The organism is Arthrobacter psychrolactophilus (assembly GCF_003219795.1).
Lineage (GTDB): Bacteria > Actinomycetota > Actinomycetes > Actinomycetales > Micrococcaceae > Specibacter > Specibacter psychrolactophilus.
Map to the genome: position 1 here is coordinate 112214 of NZ_QJVC01000002.1, position 23001 is coordinate 135214.

The window sequence follows — 23001 nt, forward strand, 5'->3', positions numbered from 1 at the left end:
CCGCTTTTTACGCAACCACCGTCCCTTTTGCATGCGATGCTGCCATGGGGTGGGTGTGGGCCCATCGGTGTCTCCTCCCCACCCGGATAGGTGTATGAATTGTCCACATTCATCGATACGAGTCTTCCGCAGGACGCCACTGTGCTGGAAGCCTGAAACGCATGGACACCCCACGATTGATTTTGCCGTCCGACCTTGAGAGTGTTGGGCAGGACCGCCGCACTCTGGTGGCATTGTGCAACAAGGGAGAACTCTTCAGGGTTCGCCGCGGAGTCTATGCCCGGTCCGCTGAATGGACCGCGCTTCGCCCACTGCAGCAATATGGGCTTCGAGCCCTGGCCTTGCAGCATGCGGCGCGACGCCAACCAGTGCTCGCCCACGCCACGGCGGCACTGCTGTGGGGATTGTGGATCGTGGGAACGCCGGTGCGGTTACACACCATGACCGAGGTGACCACGGGCGGGCGCAACGAGAACGATGTGGTTCGACACCGCGGATCATTAACGGACCACGTTGTGCGGTGCGGGCCGTTCCTTCTGACGGACAAGCTCACCACAGTCATGCAATTGATACTGAGCCTTGATTTTCCGTACGCAGTAGCGGTGTGTGATTCCAGCCTGCGAACATCCGGGCGCAAATACATCGTCAACCGTTTCGGTTCCGCCGGAGATGAACCGTCCAGCGGTGAACCCGTATGGCAATCCACCTGCCCACAGGGGATGCCATTACGGCGCGAAGAACTCGTGGCCGCTGCCGAAGCACTTCCGAGCAAGGCAGCGAGCCGCAGGGCCCTAACAGTCGTCCGCTTCGCATCTGAGTTATCAGGGTCAGCCGGCGAATCCATCAGCCGGGCAAGAATACATCAGCTAGGCTTCCCGGCACCCGTCCTGCAAAAGCGGTACATCCTGCGCAACGGCAGCAACGCCTTTGTGGATTTCTGGTTCAAGGAGCTTAACCTCGCCGGGGAATTCGACGGTAAGGACAAGTATCTCCGTTCCAGTTGGGGCGGTGGTTTGTCGCTTCAGGACAGAATCTTGAAGGAGAAGGCCCGTGAGGATGACATTCGGGGCCAGGGTGTGCGTTTTGTCCGTTGGACCTGGGCGGAAATGATGAACAATACCCGTTTCAGCCACCTTCTGCGGCAGGCCGGACTGCGCCAAGAATGATGCCGGACGCAGAACGGCCGGTGTTTGCGGTTTCGGAGGGTGGTCTAACCCCCTCCAAAACCGCAAACACCGGCCGTTCTAGAGAACCGCTCCGTCGGGCGGATTACGCCTCGACGGGCGCTTCGTACCTCGGGAAGATCGGCGCCGGGGCGGGCAACTCGGTGCCGGCGACCAGCGGGGTGGCAATCGCGGCGAACTCGCGCAAAGCGGAGTCCTCCGAGGTGCCCTGGCCCAGAACCGTCAACAGCTTCGCGGCAGCATCGGGCATGACGGGCTGGATGAGGATCGAGACCATACGCAGCACCTCAAGGGTCACGTACAGCACGGTTTCCATGCGGGGAACGTCGGTCTTGCGGAGAACCCACGGGGCCTGATCGGCAAAGTACGCATTGGTATCGCCGAGGACGTGCCAGATCTTTTCCAACGAACCGTGGAAGTCCTGCATCTGGTAGGCAGCGCGGGAGTGCTCCAGCAAGTCGCGAGCGGCCGACATGATGGTCAGATCCGCCTCGGTGAATTCACCCGGGGTGGGCACCGTTCCGGAGCAGTTCTTGGCAACCATGGACAGCGAACGCTGGGCCAGGTTGCCCAGGTTGTTGGCCAGATCGGAGTTCATCCGGCCCACCACGGCGTCGTGGTTGTAGGAACCATCGGCACCGAAGGGCACCTCGCGCAGCAGGAAGAAGCGCACCTGGTCCAGACCGTACTGGGCCACCCAGTCGGCGGGAGCCACGACGTTGCCCAAGGACTTGGACATCTTGACACCGTTGTTGTGCAGGAAGCCGTGGATCATGACGCGCTTGGGCAGTTCCAGCCCGGCGGACATGAGGAAGGCGGGCCAGTACACGGCGTGGAAACGCGAGATGTCCTTGCCGATGACGTGAACGTCGGCCGGCCAGAACTTCTTGAACGATTCGGAGTCGAGGTCCGGGTAGCCAACACCTGTGAGGTAGTTGGTGAGCGCATCAACCCACACGTACATGACGTGCTTGTCGTTGCCGGGGACCGGAACACCCCAGTCGAAGGTGGTGCGGCTGACGGAGAGGTCCTCGAGGCCGCCCTTGACGAAGCTGATGACCTCGTTGAACCGGGTGCGGGGCGCGCCAAACTCCGGCTGGGATTCGTAGAGTGCCAGGAGCTTGTCCTGGTAGTTCGAGAGGCGGAAGAAGTAGCTTTCCTCTTCGGTCCAGGTCAGCTCGGTGTCGGTGACCTTGGAGTAACGCTTGCCGTCTTCGCGCAGCTCGGTTTCGTCTTCGCCGTAGTAGGCCTCGTCGCGAACGGAGTACCAGCCCTCGTACTTACCCAAGTAAATATCGCCGGCTTCTTCCATCTTCTTCCAGATGGCCTGCGATGCTGCGTAGTGGTCGGTGTCCGTGGTGCGGATGAAGCGGTCGTAGCTGATGCCGAGGGCCTTGTGGGCTTCCTTGTAGATTTCGGCATTGCGGTCCACGAGTTCCTTGGGCGTGACACCGGCGGCTTCGGCGGCCTGTGCGATCTTCATGCCGTGCTCATCGGTGCCCGTCAAGAACATCACGTCGAAGCCGTCGAGGCGCTTGAAGCGTGCCATGGCGTCGGTGGCGATGTACTCGTAGGCGTGCCCGATGTGCGGAACACCGTTCGGGTATGTGATGGCAGTGGTCAGGTAGTACGGCGTCTTGGCCGATTCAGTAGATGTCACCCTATGAATTTACCGTGTCCGCCGGTGTTTCACCGATTCGTGACCACGTGAGAAACCTTAAAGCACGACGGCGGCCGGGTCCCCGGAGCGGGGATGGATTTTCAAGGTCGCTCAGCGACCGAGGAAATCTTACTGCCCGCGGGGGAATCCGGCCGCCGACTGGCGACTAGAAGGCCTTAGTCTTCGAGGTCAACTTCACGGGCCATGGTGGCGCCGATCTCGGTCTTGATGGCCTCGAGCAGGCCCTGCGGCACGGCGCTGTCAACCGTGATGAGGGCCAGAGCCTGGCCGCCTTCGGTGTGGCGAGCAACCTGCATGCCGGCGATGTTGACATCGTTCTCGCCCAGCAGGCGACCCAAGGCGCCGACAACGCCCGGACGGTCTGCGTAGGAGATGACCAGGAGGTGATCGCTCATGGGGATTTCAAGTTCGTAGCCGTTGACGGAGACGATCTTCTGGATCTGCTTCGGGCCTGTCAGGGTACCGGAGACGGAGATCTGTGAATCATCCGACAGCGCGCCACGGATGGTCAGCATGTTGCGGTAATCGGCTGATTCGAGCGTCTTGATCAGGTTGGTCTTGATGCCGCGCTGCTCGGCCAGAACCGGAGCGTTGACGTAGGAAACCTGCTCGGACACAACGTCCTTGAAGACACCCTTGAGAGCGGAGAGCTCCAAGGCCTTGACGTCGAGGGCGGCAATTTCACCGGCAACCTCAACATCGATCTGCGTGACCGAGGCATGGGAGAGCGCGGTGAAGATGCGGCCCAGCTTCTCGATCAAGGGGATGCCCGGGCGGACGTCGGCGGCAATGACGCCACCGGCAACGTTCACGGCATCCGGAACGAGCTCGCCGGCCAGTGCCAAACGCACCGACTTGGCAACGGAGATGCCGGCCTTTTCCTGAGCTTCATCCGTGGAGGCACCCAGGTGCGGGGTGGCGATGACGTTGTCGAGTTCCAGGAAGTCAACATCGGTGGCCGGCTCCTTGACGAACACGTCGATGCCGGCGCCGGCGATATCGCCTTCGCGCAGGGCGATGTTCAGGGCTGCTTCGTCGATCAAACCGCCGCGGGCGACGTTGATGACGTACGCGCTCTTCTTCATCTTCTTGAACGCTTCGGTGCTGATCATGCCCAGAGTTTCGGGCGTGCGCGGCATGTGGATCGTGATGAAGTCAGACTGTTCCAGCAGCTCATCGAGGGAGAGCAGCTGCACGCCCAGGCTGGCGGCACGGGCGCTGGTGACGTAGGGGTCGTACGCGACGATCTCCATGCCGAAGGCCTTGGCCCGCTCGGTGATGAGGGCGCCGATGCGGCCCAGGCCGATGATGCCGAGCTTCTTTTCCAGCAATTCGGTGCCGGTGTACTTGGAGCGCTTCCACTCGCCGTTCTTCAGGGCGGTGCTGGCGGCCGGAATGTGGCGGGCCAGGGAGAGGATATGACCGATGGTCAGCTCAGCCGCGGAAACAATGTTCGACGTCGGAGCGTTCACTACCATGACGCCGGCCTGCGTGGCGGCCTTGATGTCAACGTTGTCCAGCCCCACACCGGCACGAGCGATGACCTTCAAGTTCTTGGCCGCGGCGATCGCCTCGGCGTCCACGAGAGTTGCGGAGCGAACTAGGATCGCGTCAACGTCAACAATGGCGGACAGCAGCGCGGAACGATCTGCGCCGTCGGTGTGACGGATCTCAAAATCGGGGCCCAGGGCCTCGATCGTGGCGGGCGAAAGTTCCTCAGCGAGGAGTACTACGGGCTTGGTGGCTGTCACCGGTGACCTCTTTAGCTTTTCGATAGTGTTCTTGTGGGGATTTTGGTGATGGTTCTTGCGCTGGTATTTCAGCGGCAAAAGCCATCCCCAGTTTATGGGAGTCGGGCTGAGCGGCCGTAATAATTACTCAGATCACCGACGCAAGCGACGCAAATCACATACCCTTTGGGACTTTTGTCCATCAGGTGGTCACCTACTTTTAAAGCACGACGGCGCCTGCCGGACCCGCGTGGGTGCGGCAGGCGCCGTCGTACTTATGAGAGCAATCCGTGAGGAGCCGTCTTAGCGGGCTACGGAGCCTTCGGTGTAGTCATCGCTGTTGCTAACCCAGGAGAAGAGTCCACGGAGTTCGCGGCCGGTGGCCTCGATCGGGTGCTCTTCGCCCTTCTTGCGCAGGGCCTTGAATTCAACGCCACCGTTGTCCTGGTCGTTGATGAAGCGAGTGGCGAATGCACCGCTCTGGATGTCGGCGAGAACAGCCTTCATGTTCTCCTTGACCTCCGGGGTGATGACGCGCGGGCCGGAAACGTAGTCGCCGTACTCAGCAGTGTCGGAAACGCTCCAGCGCTGCTTGGCAATGCCACCTTCCCACATGAGGTCAACGATGAGCTTGAGCTCGTGCAGTACCTCGAAGTAGGCGATTTCCGGCTTGTAGCCGGCTTCGGTGAGAACTTCGAAGCCGTACTGAACCAGCTGCGAGGTACCACCACAGAGAACGGCCTGCTCGCCGAAGAGATCGGTTTCGGTCTCTTCGGTGAAGGTGGTCTCGATGACGCCGGCGCGGGTTCCGCCGATGCCCTTTGCGTAGGCCAGGGCAAGAGCCTTGGCGCCACCGGTGAAGTCCTGCTCAACGGCGATCAAATCGGGGATACCGCGGCCGGCTTCGAATTCGCGGCGAACCGTGTGGCCCGGAGCCTTCGGGGCAACGAGGGCTACGTCAACATCGGCCGGAGGCGTGATGTAACCGAAGCGGATGTTGAAGCCGTGGCCGAAGAACAGGGCGTCGCCGGCCTTCAGGTTCGGGGCAATGTCCTCGGCGTACACGAAACGCTGAACCTGGTCCGGGGTCAGGATCATGATGACATCGGCTTCGGCGGTTGCCTCTGCAACGCTGAGAACGCGCAGGCCCTCTGCTTCTGCCTTGGCGATGGACTTGGAGCCTGCCTTGAGGCCGACGCGAACGTCAACGCCGGAATCGCGCAGGTTCAGTGCGTGGGCGTGGCCCTGGCTGCCGTAACCAATGATGGCGACCTTGCGACCCTGGATGATGGACAGGTCTGCGTCGTCGTCATAGAACATGTCAGTCACTGTGGAACTCCTTGAATAAATGGGGTGTATTGCTGTCTGTAAAAAATTGTGTGGTGGCCCCTTCCGGGGCCGGTGCGCTGTGGGGCTCTCGCGCTAGGAAGCGCGCAAAGCCCGATCGCTCATCGAGCGGGATCCCCGCCCAATAGCCAAGGTGCCTGATTGCACGATCTCCCGGATCCCGAAGGGTTCCAGAACATTGAGCAACGCTGCAAGCTTGTCCGCGTAGCCGGTGGCCTCGATGGTCAATGAGTCTGTAGACACATCGACCACTGAAGCCCTGAAGAGATCTGCGGCTTGGGTTACCTGCAGTCTCGTGGCGGCATCCGCACGTACCTTGACCAGGATGTGGTCCCTTTGCACGGAATTCTCTGAAACAAGTTCAACGATCTTGATGACGTTGACTAGTTTATTCAGCTGTTTGGTGACTTGTTCAATCAAGTCGCCGTCGGCGTCGACCACCACGGTCATGCGGGACATGCCCGCGATCTCGGTGGGGCCAACAGCCAGGGAATGGATGTTGAAGGCGCGGCGGGCAAACATGCTGGCCACACGCGTCAAAACACCGGGCTTATCTTCAACCAGTACGGAAAGAGTATGTCGGCTCATGTCTTAGTCCTCCTCGTCCCACACCGGGGTCATGTTCCGGGCCACTTGAATTTGGTCATTGCTCACACCGGCGGGAACCATCGGCCACACCATGGAGTCCGGGCTGACCACGAAGTCGATGATGACGGGGCGGTCGTTGATCGCCAGGGCGGCCTCGATCGTGGCGTCGATGTCTTCGACGCGTTCGCAGCGCAAACCAGCGCAGCCATACGCGTCGGCGAGCTTGACGAAGTCCGGCACGCGGATGGTGTCATGACCGGTGTTCAGGTCGGTGTTGGAGTAGCGGCTGTTGTAGAACAGCGTCTGCCACTGGCGCACCATGCCCAAGGAGGAGTTGTTGATGACAGCAACCTTGATGGGGATGTTGTTGATCCGGCAGGTTGCCAGTTCCTGGTTGGTCATCTGGAAACAACCGTCACCGTCGATGGCCCAGACAACGCGGTCGGGGTTACCGACCTTGGCGCCCATGGCAGCAGGAACGGAGTAACCCATGGTGCCGGCACCACCGGAGTTGAGCCAGGAGCGGGGGCGTTCGTACTTGATGAACTGTGAGGCCCACATCTGGTGCTGACCCACGCCAGCAACGTACACACCCTCGGGGCCGGTCAAGGCGCCGATGCGTGAGATGACGCGCTGCGGGGACATGAGGCCGTCTTCCGGCTCCGTCCAGCCCAAGGGGTAGGTGTCGCGCAGATTACCTAGGAAGGCCCACCAGTCGCCCAAATCAGGGGTTCCTCTGGTCTCGAACTCGGCCTTCACGGCGGCGCTCAGATCCGGGATGATCTCCTTCAGGGAGCCCACGATCGGCACATCGGCCGTGCGGTTCTTGGAGATCTCCGCCGGGTCGATGTCCGCGTGGATGACCTTGGCGTGCGGTGCGAAGCTGCTGAGCACACCTGTCACACGGTCATCGAAACGTGCACCTAGGGTGATGAGTAGGTCCGACTGCTGCAGGGCGGTCACGGCCGAAACCGAACCGTGCATGCCGGGCATACCCACGTGCAAGGTGTGTGAATCCGGGAACGCGCCGCGAGCCATGAGCGTGGTGACCACAGGCGCACCGGTCAGTTCCGCCAGAACCATGAGTTCCTCGGCCGCGTTGGCCTTGATAACACCGCCACCCACGTAGAGCACGGGCTTCTTGGCTTCACCGATCAGGCGAGCTGCTTCACGCAACTGCTTGGAGTGGCCGCGGAACACGGGGCGGTAACCGGGCAGGTCAATGACCGGCGGCCAGGAGAACGTCATCTGGGACTGCTGGGCGTCCTTGGCAAAGTCAACCAAGACCGGGCCCGGACGTCCCGAGGAGGCGAGGTGGAAGGCCTCTGCCAGGACACGGGGAATGTCATTGGCGTCGGTCACGAGGTAGGAGTGCTTCGTGATCGGCATCGTGATGCCCACAATGTCGGCTTCCTGGAAGGCATCCGTGCCGATGACGGCGCTGGAAACCTGACCCGTGATGGCTACCAAGGGAACCGAGTCCATGTGCGCATCCATGATGGCGGTGACCAGGTTGGTGGCGCCGGGACCGGAGGTCGCGATGCAAACACCCACGTTGCCGGTGACCATGGCGTACCCCTGGGCCGCGTGACCGGCGCCCTGTTCATGGCGTACCAAGATATGGTTCAGCGACGATGCCATGAGCGGATCGTAGGTAGGAAGGATTGCTCCACCGGGCAAACCGAAAATGTCTTTAACACCAAGCTCTTCAAGAGAGCGGACAAGCGCCTCGGAACCGGTCATCTGCACGGGCGCCACAACATTGTTGGGCCCGAGGACATCGGAAACTGGGGTGGTGGTGCCGACGGCACCTGAAGTGGTGCCGGAATGTGCACCGTGTCCGGAGGACTTGGTTGCCATCAGCGCGGGGCTGGCGGGCGTTCCTTTACTCATCGGTTCTTCCTTTGGGAAACTCATGCTTGGGTGAATCTTCTTTGCTTTGCGTTCAATTTTGGATGCTGCACGCAGTACTACGAGTTGCCGCTGGTGGTGGAAACAAAAAATCCCCTCAGCCCATAAGTCACTTGGCGAGGGGGTATGCACGTGGTGTGACATACTCTCATGCGAGCGTCACGGGATCTATGACCTTGGGTGTGGTCACTTCGCGTCACGCGCTAGCTAATGACGACTACGAGGTTTCGTTGCATGTCTGCAAGTCTGTCGTTTTCCGCTCCTGAGTGTCAAACAGGCCACACCCACGTCTCACTATATGGACGCATAGTCCACTCTTTGGTCAAGCTGTCCATTTTTTGGGCAACTTCCCTGCGTTCTCAGGCTTACATTAGCCGCAATAAGCCCCCGTAGAGGCGCTATTGACGAGTTTCGCGTACTTGGCCAGCACACCCGAGGTGAATTTAGCGGCCAGCGGCTGCCATCCCACCCTGCGGGCCGCAAGCTCTTCCTCGCTCACGAGAAGGTCAAAACTGCGAGCCGAGATGTCCACCCGGATCATGTCGCCGTCGCGCACAAAGGCGATGGGTCCGCCGTCGAGCGCTTCTGGCGCAACGTGACCGATGCACAGTCCCGTGGTCCCGCCGGAGAAGCGCCCATCTGTCAGTAGCAGGACGTCCTTGCCCAGCCCGGCACCCTTGATTGCCCCGGTGATGGCCAGCATTTCGCGCATGCCCGGGCCGCCTTTGGGGCCTTCGTAGCGAATCACGACGACGTCTCCGGCCTTGATCTCGCCCCGATCGAGCGCCTCAAGGGCGCCTTGTTCGCGCTCGAAGACGCGCGCCGTGCCCTCGAAAACGTCCAGGTCGAAGCCGGCGCTCTTCACGACGGCACCTTCTGGAGCCAAGGAGCCGTGCAGGACTGTGATGCCGCCGGTCTTGTGGATGGGATTGCTCAGGGCGCGCAAGACCTTGCCGTCGGGATCGGGCGGATTGATATCGGCCAGGTTTTCCGCCACTGTTTTGCCTGTGACGGTGAGGCAATCGCCGTGGAGGAGTCCGGCGTCGAGCAGGGCCTTCATGATGACGGGCACGCCGCCAATGCGGTCGACGTCCACCATGACGTAGCGGCCAAAGGGTTTCAGATCGCCCAGATGCGGGACCTGATCGCCAATCCGGTTGAAATCTTCCAGGGTCAGGTCCACCTGCGCCTCGCGCGCGATCGCGAGAAGGTGAAGCACGGCATTCGTGGAGCCGCCAAACGCCATGGTCACGGCGATGGCATTTTCGAAGGCTTCCTTGGTCATGATGTCGCGGGCGCGGATGCCCAGGCGCAGGAGGCTGACCACGGCCTCCCCTGATTTGCGGGCAAACATGTCACGACGGCGGTCGGCACTGGGCGGGGCGGCCGAACCGGGTAAGGACATGCCCAGCGCCTCACCCACGCAGGCCATGGTGTTGGCCGTGTACATGCCGCCACAGGCTCCCTCGCCGGGGCAGATGGCGCGCTCAATACTGTCGAGATCTTTTCTGCTCATCTTGCCTGCGGCACAGGCGCCCACGGCTTCGAAGGCGTCGATCAGGGTGACTTCCTTCTCCGTGCCGTCTTCGAGCTTGGCGAAACCGGGCATGATGGAGCCGGCATAGAGGAAGACGCTGGCGAGGTTGAGCCGGGCCGCGGCCATGAGCATGCCCGGGAGGGATTTATCGCAGCCGGCGAGCAGCACGGAGCCGTCCAGGCGCTCGGCCATCATGACGGTTTCGACCGAGTCGGCGATGACCTCGCGGGAGACAAGCGAGAAGTGCATGCCCTCATGGCCCATCGAGATGCCGTCGGAAACCGAGATCGTGCCAAATTGCATGGGGAATCCATCGGCCGCAAAGACGCCTTCCTTGGCGCCCTGGGCGAGGCGGTTGAGCGATAAGTTGCAGGGCGTAATTTCATTCCATGAGCTCGCGACGCCGATCTGGGGCTTGCGGAAATCGTCGTCGCCCATGCCCAGGGCCCGGAACATGCCGCGGGCTGGCGCCGCGTGAATTCCGTCGGTGACGACCCGGCTGCGCGGTTTCATATCCGGCACACCGCCAGGTGCCTGCCCCAGTCCCAAACCGGGAGGTTCTGCGGTGGCACGGTTGACGCTGTTATTGCTCTCGATGGCACTGTCGTCGGCGCTCATGTGCGTCAGTCTACGACGAAGCGTGAAGCGCGTCACTCCCTTCAAGGATTTCTGTCCGGGCCGGACCGGGGTCAGGCGTCCGGCACAAAAATCTTTTGTGAATTCCTGGAACAAAAACCGCGAGATTCCGGGGAAATTTTGGACGTGAAGTGTGATCCGTGGCTCAAAAGGGCCAAAAGGGTACTTTTCGATTTCACACGCGCCGAAAAAGCCCGTATAGTTTCATGTCGTTGCGAGGAACGCTGCGGACACAATCCGAAGCGCTTCTCACTAGCAGCAAAGATGCACCTCTAGCTCAATTGGCAGAGCAATTGACTCTTAATCAATGGGTTTCCGGTTCAAGTCCGGAGGGGTGCACCAGTAAATTCGTTCCGACACCGGTAACAACCGGTGTCGGAACGGTTTTTTACTGAAACAAATGAATATCCGCACCTCTAGCTCAATTGGCAGAGCAATTGACTCTTAATCAATGGGTTTCCGGTTCAAGTCCGGAGGGGTGCACCAAGGGTAACCGCTTCACTACAGCTCACCAGCACGTAGTGAAGCGGTTTTTTGTTGCCCAAAAGCTGTCCCGCAGCACTCAGGCAGCAGTTCCAGGTCCTGCGAGGTTGGTGTGGTGCGCGAGCTCAATAATCACCGAGGCTAAAGGACTCGTGAGAGTTGCTGCCCGGATCTCGTGGCCATAGGGCCGGCCACAGTTCGTGCAGCTGTAGTCCACGTCCCAGATCATGACCCCGTCACGCCGGTGTCGATGGGCGCTCTCAATAGTTATGTGCTCATCCGTTTCGCACGCCGCACACCAAACTCTGAATTCTCTGCCGTCATCCATGACGGGTACCCGATTCATATCATCGCAACGCAAAACAAGTGGATTCCTCTCATTTTAGACCTGACAGGGTTTCTTGTCGCCCACCGGCGGGCCCGCCGCCCGACTACACGAGGTGAGGGTCCGGCGTCGTGCTCGGGGACATGACGCTGCAGGCGAGGCGCTAGGCTGGAGAAAGTGCCCAAAACTATATTCCCCGCCTCGCCGTGTGCGCTCAGGCGGGGCGATCCGAGGAGTATTCCATGACCGAACGTCTTGTCACCGGCGATGTTGCCCCCGCCTTCAGCCTGCCCAATGCCACCGGCGGCACCACCTCGCTGGCGGACTTCGCGGGGCGGAACCTGATCGTGTTCTTCTACCCGGCCGCCATGACCCCCGGGTGCACCAAGCAGGCGTGCGACTTCCGCGACAGCATGGCCTTCCTGCAGGCAGCGGGCTACGCCGTGGTGGGCATCTCCCCCGACCCCGTCGCCAAGTTGGAAAAGTTCTTGGCTCGCGACGAGCTCAGCTACCCCCTGCTCAGCGACGAGGACCATGCCGTGGCGCTCGCCTACGCGGCCTGGGGCGAGAAGAAGAACTATGGCAAGGTCTACGAGGGCCTGATCCGCTCCACGATCGTGATCGACGGCGCCGCCAAGGTGGCGGTGGCCCAGTACAACGTCCGCGCCACCGGTCACGTCGCCAAGTTGCGCCGGGACCTGAAGCTCGACGTCGCCTAACTCGGCCCATGCTGCCGGACACCGAGCGCTACGATGCCGCCATGACCCCAAAGCTGACCTTGGTGAGTTCCTGTTTGGCCGGCTTGCCGTGCCGCTATGACGCGCGGGCCCGGCCGGATGACGCCGTGATGCAGGCTGTTGCCGATGGCACGGCCCTTCCCGCCTGCGCCGAACAGCTCGGCGGTTTACCCACGCCGCGGCCTCCGGTGGAGATCGTTGGAGGGGATGGGCATGACGTCCTGGCCGGCACCGCCTCCGTGGTGACGTCCGACCGCGTGGATCTCACCTCTGCTTTTGTGCACGGCGCCCACGTTGTGGCCGAGCTGGTTGCTGAGCGGGGCATCACGCACGCTGTTCTGCAGGATCGCAGCCCCTCGTGTGGTTGCGGCACGATTTACGACGGCAGCCACAGTGGTGCACTCGTGAACGGCGACGGTGTGCTGGCCGCGGTGCTGAAATCACGCGGCGTCACGGTCGAAGCGCTCCGTGGGCAGTCGCCGCAGCGGTAGCGGGCATTGGGGGCTGGTGTTTGGGGGCTGTGCGGGCGCAAAAGGCGGCCACCTTGCAACCACGCCATAGTTGGGCATTCTCGCTATAGCTCGGCCTATAGCGAGAATGCCCAGCTATGGCGAAAACACCCAACTATAGCGATTTTCGCCACGTGCGCCGCACAAAACGGCACGAGGCAAAACAAAAGGCTCTGTTCACCAGAACAGAGCCTTTACTTTGTGCGCAAGAGGGGACTTGAACCCCTACGCCCGAAGGCACAGGTACCTAAAACCTGCGTGTCTACCAATTCCACCACTCGCGCGCGGTGCTTTGAAGCATGAACAATACTACCGGCTGCCGGGAGTGCTTTTGACCACCATGACACCTTCTCAAGGGAACTCCTCAGAATCTCGCACTAAGATGAGGGGCTGACGGAATATCCATGGCTGCAAGGAGAACGACATCGTGCCACGCCCCGCCGGCTCATCACGCACCACTGCACTGCGTGATGTGCCACGTCGCAAGGTACTCAGCAGCGCAGCAGCCATGGCCGCCGTGGTCCTTTTTGGCGCCAGCGCCTGCACCACGGCTCCCGTTCCTACCCCCGGCACCACATCCGCAGCCACCCCCAAGCCCGTTTACGCCACCTTTAACTTTGGCATCGGATCCGAGCCCTTGAGCTTCGATCCGGCTCTGGTCTCAGACACGGAATCGTACCGCGTGACGCGCCAGGTCATGGAGGGGCTGCTCACGATCGACCCCGTGACCGGCACCCCGGCCCCCAGCCTTGCCCTTTCCTGGACCGAGCTCGAGGACGGACTCGCCTTCACCTTCACGCTCCGGCCCGGCGTTAGCTTCCACGATGGAACACCGTTCGACGCCGCCGCCGTCTGCACGAACTTTGAGCGCTGGTACGCCATGACGGCCAGCACTCGCGGCGACGGCGCCACGTCCATGTTCAAGCAGGTGTTCCGCGCATTTAAGGACGACGCCGCCAACTCCCTCTATGACAGCTGCACGGCCACGGGAGATCTGGAGGTCACCCTGCGCCTGAAGATGCGCCTGACAGGATTCCTTGATGCGCTCACCCTCCCGGCCTTTGCCATCTCCTCCCCCACAGCACTCAAGGCTGGCACGGCAGATGTCCTCGACCGGGACTATGCAGCTAGCAAGGTTTCCCGCTACGCGCTGCACCCCGTGGGCACCGGCCCCTTCACTTTTACGCAGGCCACACCGGGCACTGTCGCACTGACCGCCAACCCGAAGTATTGGGGCGAAAAGGGTCAGATCACCTCCCTGAATTTCAAGACCTATGAGCAGCCTGAGACGCGCTTTGCCGCGCTCGAGGACGGTTCCATCGATGGCTTCGACCCCGTCACGCCGGACAATTTGGACAAGCTCATCAAGGCCGGCAAGCAGGTGCTGCAGCGCGACCCGTTCTCCGTCATGTACCTGAGCCTGAATCAAAGCGTGCCAGCGATGGCCGATCAAAAGGTACGTGAGGCCATCGCGGCCGCGATCGACAAGTCCGCGATTGTGAACAATTACTTCATCGCGGGCACGGCCACCACGGCGCAATTTATTCCGCCCAAGCTCAGCGGCTTCAACAACGCAGTCGCCGGGATCGGTTTCGACCTGACCAAGGCGAAATCCCTGCTCGCGGCATCAAGTTACCGGGGAGAGGAACTGAAGTTCTACTACCCCACGAATGCTGCTAGGACTTATCTGCCCTCCCCCGAGAAGGTCTACGCGCAGATCGCCACCGAACTCACTGCGGCCGGCTTTAACATCAAGCCCGTGCCGATCCCGTGGAACGAAGGTTACGTCGCCGCCGTCACAGGGAAGGGCGATCACGCCCTGAGTCTTTTGGGCTGGAACGGCAGCTACGCCGACCCGGATAATTTTGTTGGTGCGCTCTTTGGCACACCCAATGCCCAACTTTCCATCAATGATCCGCAATTGGTCTCCAAAATCACACGAGCCCGCAGTATGCCCAATGGTACCGAGCGTGTGGCGGCCTATGAGGCCATCAATCAGCAGCTCGCCGAAACGGTTCCCGCGGTACCCATCGCCTTCCCCATCTCAGCAATAGCGCTCTCAGATCGGGTCCTGAGCTACCCGCTCAGCCCCGTCTTGAACGAGGTCTTCAACAACGTCAAATTGTCTCCCGGCACCAACTAAGAGGGTCCCGCCCAAGGTGACTTCCCGCCGTCGGACGCTAAAAGACGGCGCTACACCCCACCGCGGATTTACGCATCCAGCCTCGGCCGCGATACGCTTCTAGCGCTAGGAAGAGCCTCTAACGGAGTTGACTGTGACCTTCATTTCGAACACCAAAGACGCTGACGTCGTACTCATCGGAGGCGGCATCATGAGCGCCACGCTGGGCACCATGCTCAAGCAACTCGAACCAAACTGGAAGATTGTGCTGTTTGAACAGCTCGATACGCCAGGATTGGAATCCTCCAGCCCGTGGAATAACGCCGGTACCGGCCACTCCGCGCTTTGCGAGCTAAATTACTCACCCGCAGCCAAAGACGGCTCGGTTAACCCGGCGAAGGCCATCCACATCAACGAGCAGTTCCAGCTCTCGCGCCAGTTCTGGTCGCACCTGGTGGACGAATCATTGATTGGCTCGCCCAAGGGATTCATCAACACTGTTCCGCACATGAGTTTTGTCATTGGCGAAGCTCACCGCAAGTTCCTCAAGACCCGTCACGAGGCACTCAAGACCAACCCCGTCTTCGAGTCCATGGAGTACTCCGAGGACCCGGCGCAGATTGCCAAGTGGGCTCCCTTGGTCATGAAGGGACGCGACCCGCAGCAGCTGGTCTCCGCAACCCGTTCGGCCGAGGGCACCGACGTTGACTTCGGTTCCTTGACCCGTGAGTTGATTGGCTACATGGGCAAGAACGACGTCGAAATCAACTACGGCACGACCGTCACCGACCTGGCACGCACCACAGACGGTGGGTGGGACGTGTCCTTGAAGCACCCCGCTTCGGGTGAGCGCGGCAAGGTCAAGGCCAAGTTTGTCTTCATCGGTTCCGGTGGCGGCGCCCTGCACCTGTTGCAGAAGTCGGGCATCCCCGAGGGCAAGGGCTTCGGCGGCTTCCCGGTCTCCGGTCAGTTCTTCCGTTGCACGGATGAAAAGATCGCCGAGAAGCACAGCGCCAAGGTGTACGGCCAGGCGTCCGTGGGCGCACCGCCCATGTCTGTCCCCCACCTGGACACCCGCTACGTGGGCGGCAAGCGCTCACTGCTGTTCGGTCCGTACGGCGGATTCTCCACCAAGTACCTCAAGACCGGTAGCTACATGGACCTCCCCAGCTCCATCCGCACCAACAACATCATCCCGATGCTTGCTGTTGGCAAGGACAACCTGGACCTGGTCAAGTACCTCGTCAGCGAAGTCACCAAGTCCCGCGCCGGCAAGGTGGATGCTCTTCACGAGTACTTCCCCGAAGCCGACGGCAAGGACTGGGAACTGATCACGGCAGGCCAGCGCGTGCAGATCATCAAGAAGGATGCCAAGAAGGGCGGCGTGCTGCAGTTCGGCACCGAGGTCATTACGGCAGGGGACGGAACTCTTTCGGCGCTGCTCGGCGCGTCTCCGGGCGCCTCGACGGCCGTGCCGATCATGCTGGAATTGTTGCAGCGTTGCTTCCCGCGCAAGTTCAAGCTGGAGTGGCAGGATTCCCTGCGCACCATGATGCCCACCTACGGCACTAAGCTAAACGAGAATGCGGAACTCTTTGAAAAGAGCCTGGCCTCCACGGCAGCCTCCTTGCAGTTGACAACGGACAAAGCCTAAAGTCCCCTCGCACGGCTGGATGGGGACCGGCATAAAAACGTGGGAGTACTTTGATGTTTAAACTGGCCAAAATGTCCCTGGGCAACCGGGCGCTGATTGCCTTGATCACCATCTTCGCGGTGGTTTTCGGGGTCATCACGCTCGGTTCGCTCAAGCAGGAACTCATCCCCAGTATTGAGTTCCCGCAGATCACGGTGGTCTCGGCGATGCCTGGCGCATCTCCGGCCGTGATCGACAAACAGGTCAGTGAACCACTCGAGGCGGCGCTGAACGCGGTGGAGGGGCTGGAATCCAGCACCTCCACCTCGCGCAGCGGCGTCTCCACGATCAACCTTGCTTTTAATTACGGTACTAATCTGGACCGTGCCCGCAATCAAATTGACCGTGCTATTTCCACGGTCAGCCAACGGCTCCCCTCCGGGGTCGAGCCCCAGCCGATTGCCGGCTCCATCGCCGACTTCCCCATCGTCTTCCTAGCCGTCTCTTCCGATCAGGAATTGGCCGCACTCAATACCGATCTCCAGCGCATCGCGGTTCCGGCGTTGTTGAAGATCGACGGCGTCCGCGGCGCCGACGTCAGTGGCGCCAACTCCCAACACATCCAGATCCTCCCCGATCCCGCCAAGATGGCCGCCGCCGGAGTCAATCCCGGCTCGATCGCCACGGCGCTGAAGAACAACGGCACCCTTGTCCCCATCGGATCGCTGAGCACGGATGGCACCACGCTGTCGATTCAGGCCGGCAGCCCCGTCAATTCGCTCGACGCCATCAAGGCATTGCCGCTCGCGTCCTCCGCCAACGGCGCCGCACCCACCATCTCCTCCGTGGCCTCCGTGGCTCTCGCCGACGATCCCACCACTTCCATCACCCGTACCAATGGCAAGGCGACGCTCGCCTTGGCCATCACGAAGAAGCCCGCGGCCGACACCGTCTCCCTCTCCCAGCAGGTTGCCGACGCCCTGCCCGGCATCACGGCGTCGCTGGGCAACAACACCACGTTCACAACGGTCTTGGACCAGGCACCCTTCATCGAGAAGTCCATCCACGACCTCACGGTGGAGGGTCTGCTGGGACTGGGCTTCGCCGTCGTGATTATCCTGATCTTCCTCATGTCGGTGCGCTCCACACTCGTCACGGCCATCTCCATCCCGCTCTCGCTGCTCGTGACGTTTATCGGGCTGTGGGCCACGGGCTACTCGCTGAACATCCTGACCCTGGGCGCGCTCACCATCGCGATCGGCCGCGTGGTGGACGACTCCATTGTGGTCATTGAGAACATCAAGCGGCACCTGAGCTACGGCGAGGACAAGAAGACTGCCATCCTGGCCGCGATTCGCGAGGTGGCCGCCGCCATCACGGCCTCGACCCTGACCACGGTGGCCGTGTTCCTGCCCATCGCCTTCGTGGGCAGCCTAGCCGGGGAACTCTTCCGGCCCTTCGCGCTGACCGTCACCTTTGCCCTCATCGCCTCGCTGTTGGTCTCGCTCACGATCGTTCCCGTGCTGGCGTACTGGTTCCTGAAGTCCCCGGCCGAGTCCTCCACGTCCCTGAAGAACGACGGCGCCGCCCCCTTGGGTGGCAAGGCGCTCCTAGCCGCTGTGGAAGAGAAGGAACGGACGTCATGGTTGCAGCGCGGCTACCTGCCCATCTTGTCCAAGACCCAAAAACACCCCGTCGTGACATTGCTGGCCGGCGGCATTGTGCTGGCCGCGACGCTGGCCATGACGCCGCTGCTGCCCACCAACCTTCTGGGCGATACCGGCCAGAACAGCCTGAGCATTCAGCAGGACATGCCGGCCGGGACGAGTCTGGAGCTCACCAATCAGGCGGCCGCCAAGGTTGAGACCGTACTGATAGGTATCGAGGGCATCACGGATGTTCAGGTGACGGTGGGCAACGGCTCCGGCGGATTCTCCGCGCTGCTGTCCTCCGGCGCCTCCAGCGCCGCGTTCCAGGTCATCACCGACCCGGGCGCCGATCAGGTGGCGCTGAAGGACAAGGTCCTCACGGCCGTGGAGGGTATCAAGGACGCGGGCACCATTAGCCTTGGCTCGCAAGGCGGCGGCTTTGGCACGTCGAGCACCGTCGATATCACGGTCAAGGCCACCACCGGTGAGGAATTGCAGCAGGCCAGCGACGCACTCGTCAAGGCCATGGCCGGAGTTCCCGGCGCCCAATCGGTCAGCAGCAACTTGAGCGGCACCCAACCCGTGGTCCAGGTCAGTGTTGACCGGGCCAAGGCCGTTGCTGCCGGGCTCGATGAACAGCAAATCACGGGTCTGCTCGCGGCGACCGTCAGCCCCATCCCGGGCGGCACGGTGCGCATCGACACCACAGATTACAAGGTCCAGATCGGCCTCGGCACCAAGTTCGATTCCGTGGCGGCCCTCGCCGCGGCACAGCTGCCCACTCCGGGCGGAGCCATTCCGCTGTCCCAGGTGGCCACCGTGGCGGAAGTGCAGACGCCGCTGACGGTGACCTCCTCCAATGGGCAGCGCACGGCCACCGTATCGGTCACGCCCGAGGGCGACTCCCTGGGCTCCCTCAGCTCCGAGGTCCAAAAGCGCCTCGACGCCACCGAGCTCCCGGCGGGCGTGATCGCCTCGATCGGTGGCGCGGCAACACAGCAGACGGAATCCTTCCAGCAGCTGGGGCTGGCCATGTTGGCGGCCATCGCCATTGTGTATGTGATCATGGTGGCCACCTTCAAGTCCTTGATCCAGCCGCTGATCTTGCTAGTCTCGATCCCCTTCGCCGCCACGGGAGCCGTTGGGCTGCTGCTCATCACCCGGGTGCCGCTGGGGCTGCCCTCGCTCATCGGCATGTTGATGCTGGTGGGCATCGTGGTCACCAACGCCATCGTGCTCATTGACCTGATCAACCAGTACCGCCAACCCTCCGGCGACAGGCCCGCCATGAACGTGGCCGACGCCATCGAGCACGGTGCCCGGCAACGTCTGCGCCCCATCCTCATGACGGCGCTGGCCACCATCTTTGCCCTCACACCCATGGCGTTGGGGCTCACCGGTGGCGGTGGTTTCATCTCCCAGCCGCTGGCCATTGTGGTGGTGGGCGGGCTTATCTCCTCCACGGCGTTGACCTTGATCCTTGTGCCGGTGCTGTATCGCCTCGTCGAGGGCCGCAAGGAACGTCGTGATCTCCTCAAAGCACTCCAGCAGGTCCACGTCCCGGTAGCCGGGCACCTTGACTCCGGCGACACCCAAGACTGGACCACAGGCGCCATCCCGAAGGTCCGTGGCCGCCGCTCCGCTGGCTAACGGCGACTCATAACCGGGCCGTCTAGCCCTCCCGGCGGACGGCGCCGAACGCGTTCTTGGGCACAAAGAACAACGCCACGCCAGCGCAAAGCGCCGTGACTCCGCAAATAGTCCACACGAGGATGTACCCCTCCAGCGGCGCCGCCGTGCTGTGGCCGCCACCCGTCAAAGATCCCAGCGCCTGCCCGGCCAACGCGATGCCAAAGACGCAGGAGGCAAAGGCGCCACCCACGGTCTTGGTGGCATTGGTGAGTCCCGTCGCCATGCCGGTCTGTGTAAGCGGCGCAGCAGCGGCGGCCGCGGAGGGCAACGCCGCGACCAAGGCGCCGCTGCCGATTCCCGCGATGGCCATATTGAGCAGGACCTGAGCCGTGGTGTCGTGGAACGGCAGGAACATCAAATAGCCCAGGCCCACGAAGATCGCCGCGCCCAGCAAGGTAATGCGCGGCGTCAGCCAGCGCGTCGCGACCGGATACAGCAGCGCACCCACCAGCAGGCCCAGGACGTACACGCCAATCAAAATGGACACCGTCCCCGAGGTGGCGCCCAGCCCGTACCCCACCTCGGCCGGATCGGTCCGTGCAAACGTCGACAGCGGTGCCTGCGCGCCAAGCACCGAGACCCCGAAGAGGAAGGCCGTGAGCTGGATGGGCCACATGCTGGGTTGGCGCAGGAGCCGGATGTCGATCAACGGGTCCTTGTGGCCCAGTTCGTGACGTGTGAACGGCAGGAGCGCGGTAATGCCAAGCACGACGGCGGCCCATGCCCACCAGGTGCCGGGGCCGTTGATCCGCATGAACGTCAGCCCAGCGGTGATGAGTAAGAGTCCCGTGGACAGCAGCGTCAACCCCATGAGATCCAGACGCCCACCGGTCCGACTCTCGGATTCCGGCACGCCCAAGAGCACCACGAAGAAGCACAACGTCACGGCGACGGCGGGGATCATGAGTGTCAGCCACAGCTGGCCGGGGAGCGCCGCACCGATAAAGCCACCCGCCAGGGCGCCGACGATGACGCCAAATTCCAGCCCCGCGACGAGGATTCCGGCGGCCTTGCGGGTCAGTGCGGCGCCATCGGGACGGGAGTGCGAGCGGCTGAAGATCAGCGCGATTTCCAGCGGCAGCCACACCACATAGAAGCCTTGAAGCGCCCAGGCAATAAGGAACATCCAAAAGTTCGGGGCAAAGGCCACACCCCAGGAGGCCGCGGCCGTGAGTGCCGTGGAGAGCAGCAGGACCTTTTTGTGGCCGATCATGTCACCCATTTTTGCCAGCACCGGCACCACGAGGGCGCTGACCATGAGCTGTGCGGCTTCAAACCAGTTGACGTCGGCGTCATGGATGCCGAGGTGTCGGGCGATGTCCGTCAAGAGCGGCGTGTAGTAGCCCTGCAAAATGCCACTCGTGAGCTCCACCAACACCAAGAAACCAACCACTGCCGTGGCCGTGGGGGCTAGGCGGAGGCTGGTTCCGCTCATGCCGCGTTGCACTGAAGCCATGAAATTCCTTCGCATTTACTGTGGCGCACATTACACACTGTCTTGGAGAATCCTAGTACTCACCAAGAAATTCGGCTGCCGTTCACGATTTTTCAACACTTTCACCCTCCCGGGAACAATTTGGCACTTACCCGGGTTGAGCCTAATAATAGATACAAACGCATATATCTCACGTGACTCGCGTGGGGGCTTAAGGAGTAATCATGCAGTTCGGAATTTTCAGCGTTGGCGACATCACGATGGACCCGACCACAGGCCGCACCCCCACCGAGCACGAACGCATCAAGGCCATCACCACGATCGCCAAGCACGCCGAAGACATCGGCATGGATGTTTTCGCGACGGGTGAGCACCACAACCCGCCGTTCTACCCCAGCTCCCCCTCGACGATCCTGGCCTACATCGCCGCTCAGACCGAGAAGATCATCCTCTCCACGAGCACCACGCTGATCACCACCAACGACCCGGTCAAGATCGCCGAAGACTTCGCCACACTCCAGCACCTGGCCGACGGCCGCTCCGACATCGTCCTGGGCCGCGGAAACATGGGCGCCGTGTACCCCTGGTTCGGTAAGAACAACCAGGATTCCGTGGAGTTGACGGTTGAAAACTACGCCCTGTTGCGCCGCCTCTGGGACGAGGAAGTCGTCAACTGGGAAGGTAAGTTCCGCACTCCCTTGCGCGGCTTCACCTCTACGCCTCGCCCGCTCGACGGCGTAGCCCCCTTCGTCTGGCACGGAGCCATCCGCACGCCTCAGGTGGCCGAAATTGCCGCCTACTACGGGGACGGCTTCTTCGCTAACAACATCTTCTGGCCCAAGGAACACTACGTCCAGCTCATCAACCTCTACCGGGAACGCTACGCCCACTACGGCCACGGCACCCCGGAACAGGCCATCGTTGGTTTGGGTGGCCAGTTCTTCATCCGCAAGAACTCCCAGGATGCCGTCAACGAATTCCGTCCGTACTTCGACAACGCACCCGTCTACGGTCATGGCCCGTCCATGGAAGATTTCACCTCGCAGACACCGCTGACCGTGGGCAGCCCCGCCGAAATGATTGAAAAGACGCTGGCATTCCGCGACTACTTCGGTGACTACCAGCGCCAGCTCTTCCTCGTCGATCACGCTGGCCTGCCCCTGAAGACGGTTCTGGAACAGCTAGACTTGTTCGGCTCGGATGTTCTGCCAACCCTTCGTGAGGAGTTTGCCAAGAACCGTCCGGCATCCGTTCCCGAAGGCCCCACCTTCGAAGCCCGTCGCGCCGCTGCTCAGGCGGCAGCCCTGACCCAAGAGGTGAAATAAGCGTGTCCACCGCAGCGCATCGCCGGCTAACTACTGATTCATGGGAGTCCCTGCTGCGTGCCCAAGTGACCGTCATGCGGGAGTTCAACAAGGAACCCCTCCTGAAAGAGCTTGGGAGCCGTGAATACGACGTCCTCTTCAGCCTCTCCCGCTGCTCCTCGGGATGGTTGCGTTTGAACGAACTCAACGATCATGTTTTGTTGACGCAGCCCAGCATCTCCCGCATGGTGGATCGTCTGGAGTCCCGTGGCCTCGTGCAGCGCAAGACGGTTGAAGAAGACAAGCGCGGAGTACTCATCGGCCTGACCGAGGCCGGCGTGGCAGTACAGAAAAAGGTGGGCCGGGCTCATGTGGAGCACATCCAGGACATCATGGAAACTGCCTTGTCCGACGAGGAGATGCGCACCTTGCTGGTCCTGACCGAGAAGCTCCAGCGCTCGGTCCGCGGCAACTAGCTCCGCCAGTACCTTCCACAGC

Annotated in this window: 15 protein-coding genes and 3 tRNA genes; 10 read left to right on the forward strand and 8 right to left on the reverse strand. The window is 61.8% G+C overall.

All coding sequences use genetic code 11. The features are described 5' to 3' along the window. The first annotated feature begins 161 nt into the window (after positions 1-161). Positions 162-1166 (forward strand): type IV toxin-antitoxin system AbiEi family antitoxin domain-containing protein, encoded by a 1005-nt coding sequence (locus CVS30_RS02875; RefSeq protein ID WP_110483809.1) that lies wholly within the window; start codon positions 162-164, stop codon positions 1164-1166. 103 nt (positions 1167-1269) lie between these two features. On the opposite strand, the gene metG is transcribed toward CVS30_RS02875, so the two are convergent. The 6 genes from metG to ilvD form a co-directional block, all read right to left on the reverse strand. Continuing rightward, a complete protein-coding gene (gene metG, locus CVS30_RS02880) occupies positions 1270-2844 on the reverse strand; it encodes a methionine--tRNA ligase (protein ID WP_110483810.1) in 1575 nt (524 codons plus the stop codon). 176 nt (positions 2845-3020) lie between these two features. Then, positions 3021-4616, reverse strand: coding sequence for a phosphoglycerate dehydrogenase (serA, locus tag CVS30_RS02885; RefSeq protein WP_110483811.1), 1596 nt, complete (start codon positions 4614-4616; stop codon positions 3021-3023). Positions 4617-4898: 282 nt separating this feature from the next. Continuing rightward, positions 4899-5924 carry a ketol-acid reductoisomerase gene (ilvC, locus tag CVS30_RS02890; RefSeq protein WP_110483812.1) on the reverse strand — a complete coding sequence of 342 codons (1026 nt, stop codon included), beginning with the start codon at positions 5922-5924 and terminating at the stop codon, positions 4899-4901. A gap of 93 nt (positions 5925-6017) precedes the next feature. Then, complete coding sequence (gene ilvN, locus CVS30_RS02895) at positions 6018-6530, reverse strand: acetolactate synthase small subunit (RefSeq protein ID WP_110483813.1); 513 nt, start codon at positions 6528-6530, stop codon at positions 6018-6020. A gap of 3 nt (positions 6531-6533) precedes the next feature. Further along, on the reverse strand, positions 6534-8423 hold the full coding sequence (locus CVS30_RS02900) for an acetolactate synthase large subunit (protein WP_110483814.1): 1890 nt from the start codon (positions 8421-8423) through the stop codon (positions 6534-6536). 388 nt (positions 8424-8811) lie between these two features. Then, complete coding sequence (ilvD, locus tag CVS30_RS02905) at positions 8812-10491, reverse strand: dihydroxy-acid dehydratase (protein ID WP_110484109.1); 1680 nt, start codon at positions 10489-10491, stop codon at positions 8812-8814. A 389-nt stretch (positions 10492-10880) separates the two neighbouring features. On the opposite strand from ilvD, the gene CVS30_RS02910 reads away from it, so the two are divergent. The 4 genes from CVS30_RS02910 to CVS30_RS02930 all read left to right on the forward strand — a co-directional run bounded on the left by CVS30_RS02910 (position 10881) and on the right by CVS30_RS02930 (position 12650). After that, positions 10881-10956 (forward strand) — tRNA-Lys (locus tag CVS30_RS02910). A gap of 68 nt (positions 10957-11024) precedes the next feature. Next, positions 11025-11100 (forward strand) — tRNA-Lys (locus CVS30_RS02915). A 564-nt stretch (positions 11101-11664) separates the two neighbouring features. Beyond that, positions 11665-12141 (forward strand): thioredoxin-dependent thiol peroxidase, encoded by a 477-nt coding sequence (gene bcp, locus CVS30_RS02925; RefSeq protein WP_110483816.1) that lies wholly within the window; start codon positions 11665-11667, stop codon positions 12139-12141. Between the two features lie 41 nt (positions 12142-12182). Continuing rightward, positions 12183-12650: a 2-thiouracil desulfurase family protein gene (locus tag CVS30_RS02930; protein ID WP_110484110.1), complete on the forward strand. Its 468-nt coding sequence runs from the start codon at positions 12183-12185 to the stop codon at positions 12648-12650. A gap of 220 nt (positions 12651-12870) precedes the next feature. On the opposite strand, the gene CVS30_RS02935 is transcribed toward CVS30_RS02930, so the two are convergent. Next, positions 12871-12952 (reverse strand) — tRNA-Leu (locus CVS30_RS02935). 143 nt (positions 12953-13095) lie between these two features. Here CVS30_RS02935 and CVS30_RS02940 point away from each other — a divergent pair. The 3 genes from CVS30_RS02940 to CVS30_RS02950 all read left to right on the forward strand — a co-directional run bounded on the left by CVS30_RS02940 (position 13096) and on the right by CVS30_RS02950 (position 19722). Beyond that, positions 13096-14811, forward strand: coding sequence for an ABC transporter substrate-binding protein (locus tag CVS30_RS02940; protein ID WP_245934403.1), 1716 nt, complete (start codon positions 13096-13098; stop codon positions 14809-14811). A 133-nt stretch (positions 14812-14944) separates the two neighbouring features. Next, positions 14945-16444: a malate:quinone oxidoreductase gene (locus tag CVS30_RS02945; protein WP_110483817.1), complete on the forward strand. Its 1500-nt coding sequence runs from the start codon at positions 14945-14947 to the stop codon at positions 16442-16444. Positions 16445-16497: 53 nt separating this feature from the next. Then, positions 16498-19722 carry an efflux RND transporter permease subunit gene (locus tag CVS30_RS02950; protein ID WP_110483818.1) on the forward strand — a complete coding sequence of 1075 codons (3225 nt, stop codon included), beginning with the start codon at positions 16498-16500 and terminating at the stop codon, positions 19720-19722. Positions 19723-19744: 22 nt separating this feature from the next. Here the strand turns inward: CVS30_RS02950 and CVS30_RS02955 are convergent, their stop codons facing one another. Further along, positions 19745-21220, reverse strand: coding sequence for an MFS transporter (locus CVS30_RS02955; protein WP_110483819.1), 1476 nt, complete (start codon positions 21218-21220; stop codon positions 19745-19747). Positions 21221-21423: 203 nt separating this feature from the next. Between CVS30_RS02955 and CVS30_RS02960 the strand changes: the two genes are divergently transcribed. Together CVS30_RS02960 and CVS30_RS02965 are read left to right on the forward strand one after the other, a co-directional pair. Then, positions 21424-22524, forward strand: coding sequence for a CE1758 family FMN-dependent luciferase-like monooxygenase (locus CVS30_RS02960; RefSeq protein ID WP_110483820.1), 1101 nt, complete (start codon positions 21424-21426; stop codon positions 22522-22524). Positions 22525-22526: 2 nt separating this feature from the next. Continuing rightward, positions 22527-22979, forward strand: a complete 453-nt coding sequence (locus tag CVS30_RS02965; RefSeq protein ID WP_245934404.1) for a MarR family winged helix-turn-helix transcriptional regulator — start codon at positions 22527-22529, stop codon at positions 22977-22979. Positions 22980-23001 lie beyond the last annotated feature (22 nt).

Excerpts from the sequence above, each read along its gene's own strand:
- CVS30_RS02955 (WP_110483819.1), bottom strand. The coding sequence starts at position 21,220 with ATGGCTTCAGTGCAACGCGGCATGAGCGGAACCAGCCTCCGCCTAGCC.
- ilvD (WP_110484109.1), bottom strand. The coding sequence starts at position 10,491 with ATGAAACCGCGCAGCCGGGTCGTCACCGACGGAATTCACGCGGCGCCA.
- CVS30_RS02875 (WP_110483809.1), top strand. The coding sequence starts at position 162 with ATGGACACCCCACGATTGATTTTGCCGTCCGACCTTGAGAGTGTTGGG.
- CVS30_RS02960 (WP_110483820.1), top strand. The coding sequence starts at position 21,424 with ATGCAGTTCGGAATTTTCAGCGTTGGCGACATCACGATGGACCCGACC.
- CVS30_RS02930 (WP_110484110.1), top strand. The coding sequence starts at position 12,183 with ATGACCCCAAAGCTGACCTTGGTGAGTTCCTGTTTGGCCGGCTTGCCG.
- ilvN (WP_110483813.1), bottom strand. The coding sequence starts at position 6,530 with ATGAGCCGACATACTCTTTCCGTACTGGTTGAAGATAAGCCCGGTGTT.
- bcp (WP_110483816.1), top strand. The coding sequence starts at position 11,665 with ATGACCGAACGTCTTGTCACCGGCGATGTTGCCCCCGCCTTCAGCCTG.
- CVS30_RS02950 (WP_110483818.1), top strand. The coding sequence starts at position 16,498 with ATGTTTAAACTGGCCAAAATGTCCCTGGGCAACCGGGCGCTGATTGCC.
- CVS30_RS02900 (WP_110483814.1), bottom strand. The coding sequence starts at position 8,423 with ATGAGTAAAGGAACGCCCGCCAGCCCCGCGCTGATGGCAACCAAGTCC.